This is a genomic window from Desulfogranum marinum (assembly GCF_016918565.1).
Taxonomy (GTDB): Bacteria; Desulfobacterota; Desulfobulbia; order Desulfobulbales; family Desulfobulbaceae; genus Desulfogranum; species Desulfogranum marinum.
Genome location: NZ_JAFFQD010000001.1, coordinates 14692 through 33981, shown reverse-complemented (window position 1 = coordinate 33981; position 19290 = coordinate 14692). Strand labels below are relative to the sequence as shown.

Sequence of the window (19290 nt, the reverse complement as noted above, 5' to 3'; positions counted from 1 at the left end):
TTGCTTCCCCATATATTTCGAATTTTAATGATCAAGAATTAGAGGAGACACAAACAATGAGCGACCAAGTGAAAATGACCGCCATGAATTACGATGCTGACCGTCCTGCAGCGGAAAATCCAGTAAAAGTTATGGACCTCAGTCTTCGTGATGGACATCAGTCTCTGTTCGCAACCCGCGGACGTACTGAAGACATGATTCCTGTGGCGGAAATGATGGATGAGGTTGGCTTCTGGGCAATCGAAACCTGGGGTGGCGCTACTTTTGATACAATGCATCGTTTTTTGAACGAAGATCCTTGGGAACGTCTGCGTACCCTGAAGCGTTATATCAAGAAAACCCCTTTTTCCATGCTGCTTCGTGCGCAGAACCTGGTTGGATATCGCAACTATGCCGATGACTTGGCACTTGCCTTTGTTGAACGTGCAGCTGAAAACGGAATGGATATTTTCCGGACCTTTGATGCACTCAATGACTACCGTAACTTTGAGACCGTTGTTAAACAAATCAAGGCTTCCGGTAAGCATTTCCAGGGTTGTATCTGCTACACCCTGACCGAGCCTCGTCTTGGTGGCGATCTGTATAACATTGACTACTATGTAAATAAAGCAAAAGACCTTGATTCCATGGGTGCAGACTCAATCTGTATCAAAGATATGGCTGGTCTGATTGCTCCTTATGATGCGTATGCGATTGTTAAGGCTATCAAGGAAAATACAGATACACCTGTTCATCTGCATAGTCACTTCACTTCAGGTATGTCTCCGCTGAGTCACCTGAAAGCAATTGAAGCCGGCGTTGACATTATTGATACCTGTATGGCCCCATATGCCTATCGTACATCGCATGCAGCAGTTGAACCTTTTGTTATGTCACTGTTGGGTACCAACCGCGACACCGGTTTTGACATCAAGAAGCTTGCGGAAATTAACGTTATTCTGGAAAAAGAAGTTCTACCTAAGTACAAGCACCTGGCAGATGATTCCAAATTTTCCATCACTGACATCAACGTACTGTTGCACCAGACTCCTGGCGGTATGTTGTCTAACCTTGTTAATCAGCTCCGTGAAATGGACGCTCTTGACAAAATTGACAACGTATACAAAGAGCTGCCTATCGTTCGTAAAGAACTTGGTCAGATTCCGCTTGTTACACCTACAAGCCAGATTGTTGGTATTCAGACTGTCAATAACGTTTTGTTTGATACCGAAGAAGAGCGGTATAAGATGATTACCGCCCAGGTAAAAGATCTTTGTTATGGTCTGTATGGTAAAACCGCTATACCTATTGATCCTGAAGTACAGAAAAAAGCGCTGAAAGGATACGAGCGTGGTGAAGAACCTATCACTTGTCGTCCTGCAGAAGTACTTGAGCCTGAATTGGAAAAAGCAAAAAAGGAAATCGGCGATCTTGCTAAAGATATCGACGATCTCATACTGTATGCCATTTATCCTGTAACCGGTAAGAAATTCCTTGAGTGGAAATATGGTGTTTCTGAGCCGCCTAAAGAAGTTCGTCCGCTCACCATGGACGAAATTAAGGCTAAAGATGCATTGGTTGCCAAGGCAAAAGCCGGTCAATTGCTTGAAGCCAAGCCTGACACTCCTGAAAAAACCGCTAACCTTAGAACATTTAACGTGTTTGTTGACGGTGAGTATTTCAACGTTGAAGTTGACCCGACAGGTGACGTACCTGTAATGGCTGCACCTGCTGCCGCTCCTGCTGCTGCTCCAAGGCCAGCCGCTGCTGCCGCTCCTGCTGCTGCCGCTCCTGCTGCTGCACCTGCCGCTGCCGCACCTGCTCCGGTAGCTGTTGAAGGTGGAACACCTTTGACCGCTCCAATGCCTGGTCTGATCATCAAGTATAATGTAAATGTTGGTGATACTGTCAGCGCTGGTGATACCGTCGTTATTCTTGAAGCCATGAAAATGGAAAACGCTCTTGGTGCACCATGTGATGGCGAAGTAAAAGCTCTTGGCTTTGCCTCCGGTGATACCGTTGTTAAAGATGCAGTTTTGGCTGTTATCGGCTAACGCGCATTACCCAGTAGTATAAAAAAAGGGGTACTCTTCTGAGTACCCCTTTTTTTTATATTGTTACTAAACCGATTAGCAATTCAATTTAGACAAGTCCCAGGTGTTTAGCCTGGTTCCAGAGGTTGGTTGCAAGGCGTACCGTTGCCTGGTCCACCATTCGGCCTTCTACCGCAATCGCTCCCTTCCCTTTTGCTTTAGCTTCTTCGTTGGCTGCCAATACTTTTTGAGCAAGATCTATATCCTCTTGTGCCGGAGTAAAGACTTCGTTGATTACATCAACCTGTCCAGGATGAATAGCCCACTTGCCGTCACATCCCAAGGCACACGCCATGACGGCTGACCGGCGTAATCCATCGAGATCTTTAAAGTTACCATAAGGGGCATCAATAGCAAGAGTGGCATTGGCTTTGGCGGCCATCACCATCTTACTGAGTGGAAAGTGCCATCTGTGCCCAGGATAGAGATCTTCTTCTTTTTCACCATGACCTGAAATAGAAACCAAACGTGCTCCAATAGATGCTGAATAGTCAGCAATCCCGAAAACGAGCGAAGTTACGCGTTGGCTTGCCCCTGCTATTTCATATGCGGCCTGGAGGCCTTCAGCTGTTTCAATGGAGGCTTCTATTCCGACGGCAACGGATATGTTTTTATTGAGTTCGACACCGTTGAGCAAGTGATCAGCAAAGTGAATATCACTAGGATGGTTTACCTTAGGAATGACAATAGCGTCGATGATATGGCCACAATTTTCAGCAACCTCAAGTAGATCACGGTAGGCAAAAGGAGTGTCGAGGCTGTTTATCCTTACCGTTACCGTACTATTACTCCAATCCAGTTGCGTGAGAGACTCAATAACTTGTTCTCTCGCCTGGTCTTTGCTATCAACCGGGACACTGTCTTCAAGATCCAGCATTATCACATCCGCGGCACTTTTGGCTGCCTTTGCATGCATTTTTTCAACATGACCGGGCACAGAAAGATTTGATCGTCTTGGTTTCATATACACCTCATGGTGAGCTAAATTGGTGGCGGAAAAAAGGGGAAAACTTATCATATTAAATCAAGTGTCTACCTTATCAGGATGGCTGCTTCCTGTTAAGAAATTTATAGTGAGAAAGGCTATTGCCTGTAAAATATTCTATTTGCAACGTAGATGCCCTCAATCTTTAGCTGGATAAACTGGTAAGGATATGTACGTCACGCCATGTTATTCTGAAATTGTATCTATATTTAGCAAGGGTTGGGGATACTCGCGTAGGTTGGTTGTGATCATTGCCGAGTAGTGGATAACTTTTTGCAGTATGGAAAAGTCTAGGATGGCAATTATGTTATATTGGATGTAACTGCTTGCATGTACCATCAGTTTGGACAGCCATGATTTTTCGAAGGAAGCGAAGATTTCGGTAGACTCATCTATGAGCCCGTTGATTTACTGCCTTTTCGACCAATCTCTTCGTTATGTTAAAAAAATAATCCTCGGAATATCAAATATATGCCTGTGGTTATTTTTTTATCATGCCTCGACCTTGAACGAAAATTCTAGTAAATCAACAGAGTCATCTATGCGAGAGATCAGTACTGTCCAGAGATTGGGTGCCTGTATGTGGGGTTACATGCATGTAAAGTATAGCCGGTAAAAAAATATTTGGAACGATCTTACAAGGAGAGCCTCAAAAATCGAGATCGTTATAGTTTAAACCATTTTTTCTTTTTCGGTGAGTAGAGGACTGTTTTATTCCGACCAGCTGCTTTAGCTTCATACAACGCATTGTCAGCCAGATTGATAAAATCATTTTTTGAAAAATCCTTACTTTCTGGTCGCGCACTGGCAACGCCGATACTTATGGTGAGTTTATAGGTGCGCTCTCTATCGTCAAAATCATAATCATTTATGATTGTGCGAATTTTTTCGGCAGCAAGCATGGCTTCTTCCGGCTCTGTCTCCGGCAGCACAAAGACAAATTCTTCACCACCGTACCTGGCAATCAGGTCATATTCTCTGATATTTTCTTTCGCAACTCGGCAGAATTCTTTTAAAATAAAATCACCAACCTGGTGGCCATATGTATCATTGAATTGTTTGAAATGGTCAATATCGGCCAGAAGGATGGAGATGGTACTGTTGTTACGAATGGAACGATTGATCTCGGTGTCGAGAAAGTTATGGAAAAAGCGATGGTTGTTGATTTCTGTCAGACTGTCAATGTTAGCTAAATTCTCGAGTAGAGCATTTTTTTGAGCAAGCTCATCTGTGAGGTTTTCAAGCTCCATTTTTGCCTTTATCAGTTCTCGGTTCATCTCTTCATAGGAGAGATTAAGCAGACTGAGTCGCAGGTTTGCTTCCTGAAGAATTTCAGCCACTGATTTAATATTATGAATTTTTATATTAAAAAAATCAGCACTCTTATCAATTTCCCGGTCCAATTGACGAAGGATTGTGTTGATGACCAGAGGGTTTAAAGAAAGCAGCTTTTTAGCTTTTTTGCGAAAGAGTTTATGATACTGCTCCGGTTTTTGAGAATAGTATATCCGGGTCAGTAATTGCGCGAGATAGATTGCACGAATATTCAGTTCAAGGTTGGTATCCTGACCGTCGTACTCTTCAGGGGCATGCGCATATTTTATGGGTAAGAGAAGACTATCCGGAAAACCCCATGCTTTCGCAGCTTCATAACCGGCAACGCTGTGTGAAAGACCGATTATTTTTTTTTCAATTATTTCTTCATCTATTTCAGGATTTTCTTCCAGTTTTGCCAGCACTTTATCGTATTCAGCGGGAAGGGTGGTGGCGAAGATGAGCTTGCCTAAATTGTTGAGTAATCCTGAAATAAAAATTTCTTCAGTGCTGACATCATTGAGTTGCTCTAAAATCAGTTTAGCTGCGGTGGCGCAGATAACGGATTCTTCCCAGAATGTATTAAATTGAAAGCGAGGGCTACTGTTTTTGCTTCTTAAGTTGAGAAAGGAAAAGGAAAGTACGAGGCTTCTTACAGCATTGGTTCCCAGGATCGAAACCGCCTGGTTAATGTTGGCGATCTGTTGGGGAAAGCTGTAGAAAGAGGAATTGGATACTCGCAGCACTTTAGACGACAGGGCAACATCCCGTGTAATGAGGTTAGCTATATCTGTGAGGGTGGTTTCTTCCTTTGCCGTGATAGTGAGCAGTTTTGACGCAACCACAGGGAGGGTAGGGAGCTCGTTAGATTGCAGTATTTGCTCGAGTACTTCTTCTGAATTTTGGGTCATTGCCAACACCTGTTGAGTGCATTGATGTACATCGACTGAAAAAAACAGTACAATTATTTAACGAGTTTAATCATTATATTACTCTATAGAGTATACAACGGATTTTTTGAAGGATTCAAGGAGGAATCTACGCTGAATAGTTCTCTTTCAGTCGATTGTCGTGTTGGGATAGCTGCAGGATTTACCCTGATAGGTTGTAAATTGAAGAGTATTATCAAGGCTGGTTATATAGTCCGGTGTCAATGGTATCTTGCCGCCTCCACCAGGAGCGTCTAAAGCGTAGGTCGGAATAGCCATGCCGGATACATGGCCGATTAAATGTCGCATGATAGCCATCCCGGTTTCAATGGAAGTTCGGAAATGTGAGGTACCCCGGGTAAGGTCGGCTTGAAAAAGATAGTATGGTTTAACTCGTATCTGTATAAGTTTGTACATCAATTCTCTTATAATATCAGGATCGTCGTTAATTCCGCGAAGCAGAACTGTTTGGCACCCCAAGGGGATACCTGCATCAGCCAGTAGTGAACACGCCCGGCTGGATTGGAGGGTGATCTCTGCAGGATGATTAAAATGGGTATTTATATAAAGGGGATGGTATTTTCCCAGCATCTGTGCCAGTTCCGGTGTGACTCTTTCCGGCAGGGTGCAAGGAATTCTCGTGCCAATACGAATGGTTACTACGTGAGGGATCAAGCGAACAGCTTGTATAATTTTTTCCAGACGTTGGTCAGTAAGCATGAGTGGGTCGCCACCGGAGAGGAGAACGTCTCTTATTGCCGGCGTTTGTTTTATGTAAGTAATGCCATCCGCGATAGTTTGGTCGGTAATGACCATTTCAGATTTGCCAACCTTTCTTTTTCTGGTACAAAAACGGCAATATACGGAGCATTGATTACTGATGAGGAAAAGAGCACGATCTGGATATTTATGGACCAGGTTAGGAACCGGACTCAGGTTTTCTTCATCCAGAGGATCTACAAGGCCGTCGGGATCATGGAGTTCACGAATGTCAGGCACTGCCTGTTTTAACAGTGGGGTACCAAATTTTTTGATGAGTTGGAAATAGTAATTACTTATTCGCATAGGATAGGTAGCATGCACCCTGCTGATACTTTCCATATCCATATCCCGCAACACATTTAGCTGTTTGGGTTGTGTGATGCTGGCCGAAGGAAAAGGTATATAGCTACTCATTTGTACTGACTATGGTTCAATATCATTTTAAAAAAGGATTCCTTTCCCGATATCTGGGATATGGTACAGTGTCTGCTCCTCGTCGGTTGGTAAACGGGGAGTATACTTTGTGTAGAAATATTTCTGCAGTAAAAGTTACTATTCAGGGAATAGCAGATAGCCTAGCCCTAACCCGGATTTCTCATCAGTGAAGTTTTTCGCAGATCGAGGCGCAGGACACGCAGCAGGTAAGCGTAGACTCCGATAGTAAGCTACCGCAAATGGCCTGCAACAAAGAGTCTGCGGAAAAATCCGCTGACCAGGAGGGTGAGTTTTTTGATTATCGACGAAAAAACAGTTTGTTTTTTTAGCGCTACCTTATTTTCTATAAATATCAAAACTTAAGTCGAAAAGCAAAAAACTCATGAGAAATTCGGGCTAACTCCCATCTGTAACTGATCAGGTGGCGTGCTGCTGAAAGTCACCGGTAAAATTTATGAGCGCCAATACAAAGGGCGTACCGGGTATTGATCAGAAAAATAAATTTTGTAGCGCAGGCCCAAGGTAAAAAGCGTTTAACTGCCAGGAATATAAGAGATCCGTCTTAAATTAGCCAGAGACAATCACCTGTGTTGAAGAAAAGCGGATCCAAGGTGTCATTTGTACTTGTTGCAATGAGAGGTTTGAAAAACAAGTGGGACGTTCATTAATCATAGCCTTGATTAGCGGTATACTGTTTTTGGTGCTCACTATTGCAGGAGCCGGCAGGTGGGCTTATCAGCAGGGGGTTACCGAAAAAGCAGAAGAGGTTTCCACCAGACTCACCCTGTATATATCGTATTTGCAGGGAGTGCTTGAAAGGTATGAAATTCTGCCTGAGCTGCTGGCTCACGATAAACGGTTGGTCAATTTTTTGCAAAACCCAGGCAGTAGAGAGAGAATTGAAGCCTTTAATCGATATTTAGAGACCGTGAATGTGATCAGCGATGCCGCAGATACCTATCTCATGGACAAAGAGGGGCTCACTATTGCTGCCAGTAATTGGCAGGCTCCCCGTCCTTTTGTTGGGAGAAATTTTAGTTTTCGACCTTATTTTCAAGAAGCAATGCAGGGACAATTGGGGCGCTATTTTGCACTAGGTGCAACATCAAGCCAGCGTGGATATTACTTTGCCTATCCTGTTCGACAGGGCAAGAACATTCTCGGAGCGCTGGTGATGAAGATTAATATCGACGTAGTTGAGGAAAACTGGAACAAACAGGGAGACACCTTTCTTGTTACAGACCCTGAGGGGGTAATTTTTATTACTACCGATTCTGATTGGCGTTACCGCACTCTCTTGCCTCTTTCTAAGGAAGTATTGTCACAGATTACAGCCAGCAAGCGATATCCTGATGCTTCTTTGCTGCCCCTTTCCGTCGCTCATACCAAAAAGGGGCAGGGGTACAATATTTTATCAATAGTAGATGACTCTTCGGGAGTTGTTCATCGTTACCTTCATGTCAGTGCCTCTATGCCACATGCAGGGTGGGAAGTACAGATCCTTTCCGACATCAAAGGAATTGATCAGTTTGTCTTGCGTACCATTGTCCTGGTCGGATCGTTTTTTGTATTCGTGATCATGGTTATACTTTTATTCTGGCAACATCAGCAACGGTTGAGCGAGCGCCATCGGTACGAAGAGAATTCACGTAAGTTGCTTGAAGATGCTAACGAAGTGCTTGAGTCTAGAGTTGCCAGTCGGACGGTTGAATTGACCGAGTCCAATGTGAAGCTGAGGCAGGAAATTGAAGAACGGCAGAAAACAGAAGAGCAGTTGCGACGAGCAAGGAGGGAACTGATCCATGCAGCGAAGCTGGCAGCATTGGGACAGATGTCGGCTGGGATAACCCATGAATTAAATCAGCCGCTTGCAGCAATTCGTGTTTATTCCGACAATGCAGTGCAACTCCTTCAGCAGCATCGGAGCGGAGATGCGTTGTGGAACCTGGAACAGATAAGTGAATTAACCGAAAGGATGGCAGAGCTTGGCGCGCAACTCAAGCTTTTTGCCAGAAAAAACAGCGGCAAGGTTGATGTCGTACCACTTCATGGTTCCCTTGACGGAGCATTGGAAATACTAGGGCCGGTCATACGGAAATCAGCTGTCCAACCCGATATCAGCATTGACCCTGATGACTTGGAAGTCAAGGCTAATAACGTTTTATTGCAGCAGGTGTTTGTTAACTTAATTAGTAATGCGATCCATGCCGTGAAAGACCAAAAGGTGAAAAAAATAGAAATTTTTGCTCACCGAGTCGATCAGAAAGTGTACGTGGTGGTTCAGGATAGTGGATCGGGAATCGATAAAAAAAATGCTGAACAGATATTTGATCCATTTTTTACGACCAAGGAACCGGGCCAGGGGCTGGGTTTAGGGCTGACAATTTCATCGCGTATTATAAAAGAAATGGGTGGCACGCTTGCCCTTGTCGACAGGCCCGTTGGGACTTGTTTTGAAATTCAATTAGAAGCGCCATAATAAATAGTTATGAATGTTTTAACCAAGGTCCTTTTCATTGATGATGAAAAGCATATTCGCCAGGCAAACCGCCAGACCCTTGAGCTTGCAGGGCTAGAAGTTGTAGCGTCTGATTGTGCAGAAGAGGTTTTTGATATCATTACCAAAGACTGGCCAGGGGTAATTGTATGCGACATCCGTCTCCCCGGGATGAATGGGATGGAACTGCAGGAGAAAATCAACCTTATGGACCGGGACCTCCCCGTTATTCTTATAACCGGTCACGGAGACGTTTCCACTGCCGTCAAAGCGATGCGTAACGGTGCCTATGATTTTTTAGAGAAACCCTATGCACCTGAGCGGTTTATTAAAACGGTGACCAGGGCCCTCGAAAAACGGATGCTGACCCTTGAGAATAGGCTCCTTCGCTCAGAGCTTGAGGTCCACAGTGCTCCTGGACCGAGGATTATAGGGGTAACGCCGGCAACCAAGAGGCTCCGTGCGACGATTGCCCAGATAGCAGACACCGGAGCAGATGTCCTGATCGTCGGTGAAACCGGAACAGGTAAAGAACTTGTTGCCAGATCCCTCCATGAGCATAGCAGGAGAAGAAATAAAAATTTTGTAGCAGTTAACTGTGGTGCGATTGCTGAAAATTTGATCGAAAGTGAGTTGCTTGGTCATGAGGCAGGTGCTTTTACGGACGCAAAAAACAAGAGGGTCGGTAAATTAGAGCATGCCAATGGCGGCACCCTTATGCTTGATGAAATTGAGAGCATGCCGCTCCAGATGCAGGTACATCTTCTTCGTGTGCTACAAGAACGTGCAGTGGAACGATTAGGTTCCAATAAGCTGATCCCGCTGGATATTCGAGTAGTTGCTGCGGCCAAAGTTGATCTTAAGGAGGCTTCGGACAGAAACGAATTTCGAAAAGATCTCTATTATAGATTGAATGTGGTGTGTATCGATATCCCCCCATTACGGCATCGGCGGGAAGATATTCCATTGCTGTTTCATCATTACTTGCTCGTGGCCGGACATCGCTACCAGCGTGAAGTACCAGCCCCCCAACCAGCGGAAGTCAACATGCTGATGACCTATGACTGGCCGGGTAACGTGAGGGAACTGCGTAACCTGGCTGAGCGCTATGTGCTCTTGGGAAGTCAGTCAGATTGGTCGGTTGAGCAATTGCTGGCAGGCGAGGTTACAGAACTTTCCGGCAGTCTGCATCAGCAGGTCGAAATGTTTGAACGGGCTTTGTTGGAGCAGGCTCTGAGTGCACATAAAGGCTCACTCAAGGGGGTTATGGCCACCCTATCATTACCGAGAAAGACCCTTTATGATAAACTGCAAAAATACGGTTTAGATAAAAACGATTTTAAGTAGTCCTTTTTTCCCATTGGCGGGTAGGCTTCCGCCTCCAATCTCTTTGCTAATGGGTGGTTTTTCACCCATTGGTATATCTCCTGGGCCAAACATCTTTTTTGGTATTTATCACATTTTCAGGTTGTTACCATCTAATTCTGTTTAGTGGTGCTAAAATTGCAATCATAGACCCGACAAACCATGACAGGTTTGAATTCCTAGCCCTATTTCATGAGAAATATGGGGTAGCCCTGCCGTTTTATCTTGGCAGAGTTTATCGACTTCGGCATTTGCCGGTAATGTATCACCCGAATAAGAAATGGAGGATTGTATGTTTCGTAAAATTACAATGGCAGCAGCAGCACTGACAATTACAGCAGCTCTAGCAGCCGGACCTGTATTGGCTAAGCCGATTGTCATCAAATTTTCCCATGTCGTTGCAGAAAATACCCCTAAAGGACAGATGGCAAACAAGTTTAAGGAACTTATTGCTGAAAAGCTTGGGGATAAGGTCGTGGTTGAAGTATATCCAAACTCTCAGCTTTTTGGTGATAATAAAGTACTTGAAGCCATGTTGCTGGGTGATGTACAGATGGCTGCCCCTTCACTGTCTAAGTTTGAAAGATACACGAAAAAAGTTGCTCTGTATGACCTGCCGTTTTTGTTCGAAGACATTACTGCGGTTGATAAATTTCAATCGAGTAAAGAAGGGCAGGATATGCTTAATGCCATGAAAAAGAAAGGCCTGATTGGTCTTGGTTATCTGCATAATGGAATGAAGCAGCTTTCTTCCTCGCAACCGCTGAAAGTACCGGCTGATGCAGCTGGTCTTAAATTCCGGATCATGTCTTCAGACGTTCTTGCCGCACAGTTTCAGGCGGTCGATGCAACACCTTTGAAAAAGCCTTTTTCAGAGGTGTTTACTCTGCTGCAAACCAAGGCCATCGATGGACAGGAAAACACCTGGTCTAATATTTACTCGAAAAAATTCTTTGAAGTACAACCATATATTACAGAATCCAATCATGGACTGCTTGATTACATGGTCGTTACTTCAACAGAGTTCTGGATGGACCTGTCCGACGACATACGCGCGGAAGTGAAAAAAGCTCTTGATGAGGCAATTATATTCGGCAACCAGGTTGCCGCTGAAAAAGCCAAGTCCGACAAACAAAAGATTATTGACTCAAAGCGCAGCCAAATCATTGAGTTAACTCGCGAAGAAAGAGCGCAATGGGTAGAGGTTATGAAGCCTGTTTGGAGTAAATTTGAGCATGAGATTGGTAAAGAACTGATCGATGCAGCTTATAACTCCAATAAATAAAGAGAGGGTAGTTCCTATAGGCGTTGTGATGCAATAAATTCAAGGATAGGGGCAATTCTTCAGATTAGTCCCTATCCTCTCTTTTTAATGAGGATTCGCTCTATGTTTTTGCGTGTTTTAAATCAAGTCGAAGAGGCGATGATCAGTCTTCTTTTGATAGCAACCACGCTTTTAGTCTTCCTGGATGTGGTTATGCGTTTCGGTTTTAATACCGGTTTTATGTGGACCCAGGAATTAACGCTGCATATGTCTGCCTGGTTTGTACTGTTTGGTACATCGTATGGAATTAAGGTCGGTTCACATATAGGCGTGGATGCTTTTGTAAAGCTCTTTCCTCGAGGAATGAGAAGATTAATAACCATTGTGGCCTGCACTCTCTCTCTTTGTTACTGCGGACTCATCCTTTACGGTAGTTGGATTTATCTGAGTAAGATGAAAAAAATAGGGATTGAACTTGAAGATCTCCCAATACCTACTTGGCTTGCTCATGGAATGTTGCTTGTAGGGTTTTCCTTTATTTCTATCCGTATATTGATACTCTTGTATCAGGTTATTGTTGGCGATGCTGATGGGTTTCGTCACGTGGATGAGGCTAAAGAGAGTATGGAGATTGTTGAAGAATTAAAAGAAGAGGAGGTCATGTCATGACAACAGCAGCACTCTTTATATTGCTCTTTGGCTGTATGCTGCTTGGCATGCCCATTGCCCTTGCATTAGGGCTATCCAGTATTACAACCATTCTCTTTTTCTCCAGTGACTCGCTTGCTTCTATCGCATTGAAATTATTCGAAGCACTATCCGAGCATTATACCTTACTGGCTATCCCGTTTTTTATCCTGTCATCAGCGTTTCTCTCTACTGGCGGTGTTGCCAAGCGAATTATCCGCTTTGCACTTAGTCTGGTCGGCCACATTCGCGGTGGTTTGGCAATGGCATCAGTCATGGCGTGTATGATATTTGCTGCTGTTTCAGGATCATCACCGGCAACGGTTGCGGCCATTGGCTCTATTGTTATTGTTGGTATGGTACGGGCAGGTTATCCCGAGAGTTTTGCAGCTGGGGTTATTACCAATGCCGGCACATTGGGAATTTTGATTCCACCTTCTATTGTTATGCTTGTTTATGCTGCCGCTACCGAGGTCTCTGCCGCCAGAATGTTTATGGCCGGCTTTCTCCCCGGCTTGATGATGGGCGGTATTTTAATGCTTGCCATCTACATTGCTGCCAGGATTAAAAAGCTGCCGGCCATGCCATGGAAAGGTTTTGGTGAAGTCTTTTCTGCCGGGTCATCAGCTTTTGGCGGTCTGATGCTGATTATTATTGTCCTTGGCTCCATTTACGGTGGCATTGCCAGTCCCACCGAAGCTGCGGCGGTTTCAGCAATTTATGCCTTTTTAGTCTCCATCTTCGGCTACCGAGATGTCGGTCCTTTAAAAGAAGTTGCATGGCGTAACAAGGGGGAAGGTTTTGGAAGTGCAGTTGGCAGAAATATTGGGAAATGCATAATAGCTGTACCCAAATGTCTCAACGACAAGGATGTGCGAAAGATCATACTTGATGCATCAAAAGTCAGCATCATGCTGTTGTTTATTATTGCCAATGCCATGTTATTTGCGCATGTATTGACAACTGAACGTATTCCACATCACCTTGCTGAGCTGATTATCGGCTGGGGACTCTCTCCCTGGATGTTTCTTATCGTAGTCAATATTCTGTTGCTTATGGCTGGAAATTTTATGGAACCATCAGCCATTTTGCTTATTATGGCTCCTATTCTTTTTCCCATCGCTGTTAAGCTTGGTATTGATCCTATTCACCTTGGAATCATCATGGTGGTCAACATGGAAATTGGGATGCTGACGCCGCCGGTTGGGCTTAATCTTTTTGTTACTGCAGGCATAACCGGCAATAGTATTGGCTGGGTTATCCGCGCCTGTCTTCCATGGTTGATGTTGTTACTCTTGTTCCTCGTGATTATTACCTATATCCCACAGGTATCACTTTTCCTTCCAGAGTTTTTGGATAAGTTGCACGGGTATCAATAAGTGACCGTTGTTGAAAACACCTCTGAGTTTCTCAGAGGTGTTTTTGTTTGAGACTAAGGGCAAATGAAAAATTACGGAGACCAACATGATTCCACCAATTAATAAAGTTCTTTATGCTACTGACCTTGGTGAGCATACCAGACCTGTATTTCGTCGTGCAGTTAGTCTTGCCCGTCGGTATAATGCACTTTTACTGATGGTTCACGTCGTGGAGCCCCTCGGCACCGCAGGGAGTGCCATTGTTGAGACGTACCTTCCTGCTGAAACAGCAGATAAAGTTCTCAAAAACGGGGGAATGCATGATGTCTTGGAGAAAATGAAGAAACGGGTACAACTTTTTGCTGAAGAAGAACTGGCGGCTGAGAGTGCGGAAAGGATCCCTGACACAGAGGTCCATGTTACTCTGGGTACCCCAAGTCGTGAACTGTTGAGAATTGCAGAAGAGAACGATGTGGATGTGATCGTGATCGGGAAAAGTGCACATTCCTTTTTCGGTAATACCATGATGGGAACGTGTGCGCGGCGCGTCACCCGGTATAGCAATATTCCGGTTTTTCTGGTCCCTAATAACGATTGATTTTTTCCTGCTTGGGATTTTACCCAAGCAGGAAAATTTCCCTTTTCTCACGTATTACTCTTAACGACTTTTAAGATCTCATCTCTGAAACAACCATGACAGGAACACGATAACTGCGTTAAGCATTTAATTTGCTGTTCGGTTAATTTTGCTCATAATGTATTGAAGAGGGTGATATGCAAAGCTCGATGGTAGCCTCAATAATGGCAATTGTTTTTTTTGCCTTCTGCTTAAACGAAGTACAGGCGCGTCCAACTGAACGGTTCGATCAGCGTACGCAGATGTGTAGATTGATAGCTAAACCTCCACTCGACTGGGAAAGCGAACCTTGGGGAACAGGCGGTAAAAAATTCAGAGAAGTATGTAAAAGCTGTCATTCAAGAGAGAGTGATAGCGGGGCACCATTTCTCCATGCAGAATCATACACTTCTGCAGCCTGGAACAGGATATTTTTTAAACGACGCAAAAAATGTGCTCGTGATGGCTCGTGGGACGTTCTCACTCAAGAGGAATTGTTATTGGTTAACGATTATCTCTATCGTAACGGCGCATGGACCTATGACCCTAATGATGCAGATTCCTGCGGTTGATGATGTTTTTGTCTCCGGTCGGAGATGAAAAAAGGGGAGAGGGGAGATATCAAGAAAACGAATTATGGGATAAATGGAGGCTGTATATACATTAAACGTACTGACTGTTTCAAGGCCCTTCTTGGTGGTTCAATAGCATCCAAGAGGAGCGTTAAGCCATCTCGATTCTGTGCAGAATGTTGTTTCCTCTTTTGTTAGCAGTTTAGCTATCAAAGAACGTTCAGCTACGACAGGGTTTTCTGTATACTGACTTTTTTTGCTCAAAAAACAGCGAACCCGCTGGTTATACCAGTTCCTTCCTCTGTTCTATCCCAACCGTTGGGGGGAACATCTCTTGTTGGCCGGCCACAGGGGCGTATACAGGTCTCTTCTGTGGCCAATCCTGATCGCTGGCCAATCTTTCTGTGTTGCCGCCATTTCAAAGCTACGCCAATATCTTGGCAATGGGTTCCTTTCCTTTTTTATGTGAAGTTCTTTGAGGTCAGCACAAACACTGTGGATAATCAGACTCAATAAGGAGGATAAAGGCAAATTCGCTCATTAGCTTCGGTGAAAAAACTACTCAGCAGTTCGCTGTCTCTACCATAAATATCTGGGTAAAAATGAACAGCGTGTGTTTCCGGATCAACATAAACGGTTCGGTAAAGAATGTGCACTGGCACCGGGTTATCGAGGACGACAACCTTTCTTTTGCCTGTTCCTAGCTGTTGCCGGATATTTTCAACGTTCCATTGTTGTCGATTTCCTTGGAGTAGGTAAAGTGCTAGCTTTTCCGGATCACTAACACGTATGCATCCATGACTGAATGCTCTCTGATGGCGGTTAAAGAGATTTTGAGTAGGGGTATCGTGCAAATAAATATTATATTTATTGGGGAAAATAAACTTGAGCCTGCCCAGCGCATTACCTGGACCAGGTTCTTGGCGCAGTCTATAGTTTCGAATTTTGTTGCCGAGGTTTACCCAATCAAGTGCATCAGGATCAATGGCAGGGCTGGAGGCATCCCATCCCTTAAATATTTTTATATTATGTTCAGTAAGGTAGTCGGGATTTTCGATTTGACTGGGAACCATTTCTTCGGCAGCTATGCTTAAAGGAATATTCCAGTAGGGATTAAAAACAATATAGCGCATCAAATCACTGAATACAGGTGTTTTGTTGTACACCTTGCCAACAATAACCGGCATATGCAGAGGAGGGCTATTGTCGTTAAAGGCAGTAAGCTGGAAACTGGCAATGTTGACAAAAATATGCATGCCCTGCAACTTGTGGGGCAACCAACGCCACCGTTCTAGGTTGATGAGTATACGTTTGATGAGGGAATTTGGAGAGATGTTTAATGCTGCCAGCGTTTTATCGCCTACCACCCCATCTGCGGCCAGGTTGAAACGTTTTTGGAAGGAGACAATACCTGCGGCCGTTTCCTCAGTATATTGCATTGTGGGAATGATAGTGTCAGGTAAGTCACCGCCGGCCTGCAGTCGTTTAATAATGCTGGGTACCCTGGAGTCTTTCATCCCAGGTCTAAGAACTGGACCATACGCAATGGGTGACCAGGTAGAGGCACTGGCTATGTTTCGGTAACGCGAGAGGGCTTCTTTTAAAAGTCTGTATTCGTTGTGGGCTGGAAGCAGGTTTTTCATGAATCCTGCAAGATCAGATGCTGCTACAGCCTGTTGGAGAAGTTGGTGAATATTTACCTTTTTACCGAGGGCCGCAGCAAAAAGTTGTGGATTAAGCATACAGGGGTTGATTCTTCCCCCTTGAATATCAGAGGTATACCTGGCAAGGCCCTTGGTGAGCTGGATGTCTAGCTGTGCTAATGCCTGCGGACTGGTCCTGTACCACAGAGAATGGATAGAGGGCAGCAAATAGTCTTCCGGGTGAAGTCCTTCAATCCAGCTGTCAGCAAGGATTTTTATAATGGTAGCTGCTTTATTTCTTTGGCCGTTTCTCTGAATCCAGAGAGGGGAAAAATTATTTTCCTGGTAGAGTTGGTGAACAATGTCATCGAGGGATAGATTGGCCGGCGTGTTTGCCGGAAAGTACCCTTTCAATTCAGTTGGAGAGATATCCTGGTCTATTGCCTGAGACGTTCCGGCAAAAGCAGTCGGGGCGGAAAAACAGAGACAACAGACAAGAACAAGAATACGGCCCGGTATCATTTTGAAAAAAAAGTTACAAGAGTTCACAGATAAAAAAAAATAAAGAAAAGTGATAGAGGAATAAAGTTATTTTTCTTTTAATATTCGTATGGTCTCTAGCTCAAATTTGGCAATAAGTGGATTGTATTTTTGCAGATTATCGAGCGTTTCCAAAAAAGACTGGCCTAAAAACCCGTCCCTTGAAGATACTATAAATCCTGCTTCAGCATGCTTTATAGAGGCGAGCGCTACTGATACTGCAGTGCTGCCGCGCATGGAGCAACTTCCTTTGGCACCGTCGCAGAAACCGCCGCTTATGGAAGACACAAAATTATTATATGCTCCTTCAAAAAGCTGTAGTTCATCGCGCAGATAAAGAATGCCGCCTATTATCCCAGCTCCTGCAGCATATTGAGCTCCACAGACAGAAGAAACCTCACCAAAGCGTGAAGTAATCAAGGTGGTTAACAATATCGATACAAGGACCGCCTTTATTTCAGTTTCTTCTCCTCGATTATGTTGTCTGGAGTAAGCCACTACGGGAATAAAGGATGTAAGTCCCTTGTTGCCGGAACCTGCACAGCTCATAACCGGAATAGGGTCACCATTCATGCGGGCAAATATAGCCCCCATCACAAGGTGTTCCCCGTCATTTCCTTGAGAGGGGATATATTGCTGACCATGTAGGGCGGCAGCCATATTGTAGGCAATTCCTTGGCGAACAGTCTGTCGTAGTTCGGCATCCCCATAGGCTGTGTCAACTAATTTGGGCCATCTTTCTGGGTTGTAGAACGATTTATCAAAAGTAATAGGTAAGGGCGAACTGCTTTGTGATAGATGACTTTCTGCTGCAAGCTCAACACCATTTCTACTGAGATGACTGATACGGGTATGCCCTCCTTGGAGGATAGTATGCACCTTGTTGTTACTGCTGTGCACAATAAGGTCAATCAGTAGCCCCTCTGTATCAATCAGCTCTACCTCTATCAAGTCTTGGGCGTAAAGTTGGTCTGCCTGGTTCAATAATTCAGGATTGAGAAGTGTGAAGAGCGATAACCTTTGTTCGGGCGCTGCTGTCACAAAACCGAGGAGCAGAGCCCATTCGGATCCTTTACGGGATCCAGCGTGAGGGATTCCTGCTGCAAACGCATTTTTATAGGTTCTTTGGTCGATTTTGAACACAAATCGGGTTGGCTGTTCTTCGAGATGTTTGCCGGCAAAACTTGCGCAATAAGCAATAGCCGCAGGTTCAGTACACCCGGAGGTGACTTCAAGTGATTTTTTCAATGTAGCTAGTAATTGCATTCGCAAACGTTTGGCCTAAGGGAGAAAAGAACCATGATAATATGTATTATTAAATACCATAACAAGGGGACAACCGAATGACAAGGTTGATAAAGGGAAGGGCGGCAACTAAAAAAGGCCTGCTAGCCACTAGGGCAAGCAGGCCTTTTAGGCAGCTGTATGAAATAATTAATGGCTGTTATTCGTCACGAAAAAAGGAACCCTTCAGGTATTCTCTGTTCATGCGTGCGATATGTCTGATAGATATACCTTTAGGGCATACGTTTTCACAGACACGTTCGTTACCACAGTTACCAAATCCATTTTCGTCCATGCAGCTAACCATATTAACGGCTCTTGTCTTGGCTTCATGTTGTCCTTGAGGCAACAGCGCTAACTGGGAAATTTTTGCACCAATAAACAGCATCGGTGCAGCATTCGGACAAGCGGCTGCACAGGCACCGCAACCGATACAGGCAGCGGCATCCATGGCTTGTTCAGCAATGTGCTGAGGAATAAGGATACTGTTGGCATCCTGAGGAGAGCCGGAATTAACGGAAACAAATCCACCAGCCTGGATAATGCGGTCAAGTGCTGACCGGTCAACAATAAGGTCTTTGACAACCGGAAAACCAGTAGCTCTGAAAGGTTCGATGATAATGGTATCACCGTCTTTAAAGCTTCGCATGTGCAACTGACATAAAGTGGTTTCTTTTTCAGGTCCATGCGCTGTTCCGTTGACCACAGCACCGCACATACCGCAAATACCTTCGCGGCAGTCATGGTCGAAAGCTATTGGCTCGATTCCTTTGTTAGCCAGAGCTTCGTTCATTACGTCGAGCATCTCAAGAAACGAACTGCCAGTGCTGATATCCTTGAGAGCGTGATCTTCGAAGGACCCTTTTGCATGGGGTCCATTCTGTCGCCATATTTTTACTATGATATTAATCGTTTTCGATGACATGAGATATCTTCTGCGTTTTGATTTATGCTTCAGTGGTACACC

14 protein-coding genes are annotated in these 19290 nt (G+C 44.5%); 8 read left to right on the top strand and 6 right to left on the bottom strand.

Annotation, left to right across the window (positions count from 1 at the left end):
- The first annotated feature begins 56 nt into the window (after positions 1-56).
- Positions 57-2033: a pyruvate carboxylase subunit B gene (locus tag JWH17_RS00125; protein ID WP_205220520.1), complete on the top strand. Its 1977-nt coding sequence runs from the start codon at positions 57-59 to the stop codon at positions 2031-2033.
- A gap of 88 nt (positions 2034-2121) precedes the next feature.
- Here JWH17_RS00125 and JWH17_RS00120 read toward each other — a convergent pair whose 3' ends face one another.
- From JWH17_RS00120 to JWH17_RS00110, 3 genes are all read right to left on the bottom strand, one after another.
- Positions 2122-3036 (bottom strand): HpcH/HpaI aldolase/citrate lyase family protein, encoded by a 915-nt coding sequence (locus JWH17_RS00120; RefSeq protein ID WP_205220519.1) that lies wholly within the window; start codon positions 3034-3036, stop codon positions 2122-2124.
- A gap of 686 nt (positions 3037-3722) precedes the next feature.
- Positions 3723-5282 carry a sensor domain-containing diguanylate cyclase gene (locus JWH17_RS00115; protein ID WP_205220518.1) on the bottom strand — a complete coding sequence of 520 codons (1560 nt, stop codon included), beginning with the start codon at positions 5280-5282 and terminating at the stop codon, positions 3723-3725.
- A gap of 147 nt (positions 5283-5429) precedes the next feature.
- On the bottom strand, positions 5430-6476 hold the full coding sequence (locus tag JWH17_RS00110; RefSeq protein WP_205220517.1) for a KamA family radical SAM protein: 1047 nt from the start codon (positions 6474-6476) through the stop codon (positions 5430-5432).
- Positions 6477-7149: 673 nt separating this feature from the next.
- Between JWH17_RS00110 and JWH17_RS00105 the strand changes: the two genes are divergently transcribed.
- From JWH17_RS00105 to JWH17_RS00075, 7 genes are all read left to right on the top strand, one after another.
- A complete protein-coding gene (locus JWH17_RS00105; RefSeq protein WP_205220516.1) occupies positions 7150-8976 on the top strand; it encodes a sensor histidine kinase in 1827 nt (608 codons plus the stop codon).
- Positions 8977-8985: 9 nt separating this feature from the next.
- Complete coding sequence (locus tag JWH17_RS00100; RefSeq protein WP_205220515.1) at positions 8986-10341, top strand: sigma-54-dependent transcriptional regulator; 1356 nt, start codon at positions 8986-8988, stop codon at positions 10339-10341.
- 310 nt (positions 10342-10651) lie between these two features.
- Positions 10652-11644, top strand: a complete 993-nt coding sequence (locus JWH17_RS00095) for a TRAP transporter substrate-binding protein (RefSeq protein WP_205220514.1) — start codon at positions 10652-10654, stop codon at positions 11642-11644.
- A 102-nt stretch (positions 11645-11746) separates the two neighbouring features.
- Complete coding sequence (locus JWH17_RS00090) at positions 11747-12292, top strand: TRAP transporter small permease (protein WP_205220513.1); 546 nt, start codon at positions 11747-11749, stop codon at positions 12290-12292.
- Positions 12289-13689 carry a TRAP transporter large permease gene (locus JWH17_RS00085; RefSeq protein WP_205220512.1) on the top strand — a complete coding sequence of 467 codons (1401 nt, stop codon included), beginning with the start codon at positions 12289-12291 and terminating at the stop codon, positions 13687-13689. The genes JWH17_RS00090 and JWH17_RS00085 overlap by 4 nt, the downstream gene beginning before the upstream one ends.
- A gap of 85 nt (positions 13690-13774) precedes the next feature.
- Positions 13775-14266 carry a universal stress protein gene (locus JWH17_RS00080; RefSeq protein ID WP_205220511.1) on the top strand — a complete coding sequence of 164 codons (492 nt, stop codon included), beginning with the start codon at positions 13775-13777 and terminating at the stop codon, positions 14264-14266.
- A gap of 176 nt (positions 14267-14442) precedes the next feature.
- Positions 14443-14856, top strand: a complete 414-nt coding sequence (locus JWH17_RS00075) for a hypothetical protein (RefSeq protein WP_205220510.1) — start codon at positions 14443-14445, stop codon at positions 14854-14856.
- A 509-nt stretch (positions 14857-15365) separates the two neighbouring features.
- On the opposite strand, the gene JWH17_RS00070 is transcribed toward JWH17_RS00075, so the two are convergent.
- The 3 genes from JWH17_RS00070 to JWH17_RS00060 form a co-directional block, all read right to left on the bottom strand.
- Positions 15366-17021 carry a L,D-transpeptidase family protein gene (locus JWH17_RS00070; protein ID WP_205220509.1) on the bottom strand — a complete coding sequence of 552 codons (1656 nt, stop codon included), beginning with the start codon at positions 17019-17021 and terminating at the stop codon, positions 15366-15368.
- 66 nt (positions 17022-17087) lie between these two features.
- Positions 17088-18305 (bottom strand): L-serine ammonia-lyase, iron-sulfur-dependent, subunit alpha, encoded by a 1218-nt coding sequence (locus JWH17_RS00065; RefSeq protein ID WP_205220508.1) that lies wholly within the window; start codon positions 18303-18305, stop codon positions 17088-17090.
- 178 nt (positions 18306-18483) lie between these two features.
- On the bottom strand, positions 18484-19248 hold the full coding sequence (locus JWH17_RS00060; protein ID WP_205220507.1) for a succinate dehydrogenase/fumarate reductase iron-sulfur subunit: 765 nt from the start codon (positions 19246-19248) through the stop codon (positions 18484-18486).
- Positions 19249-19290: the final 42 nt, after the last annotated feature.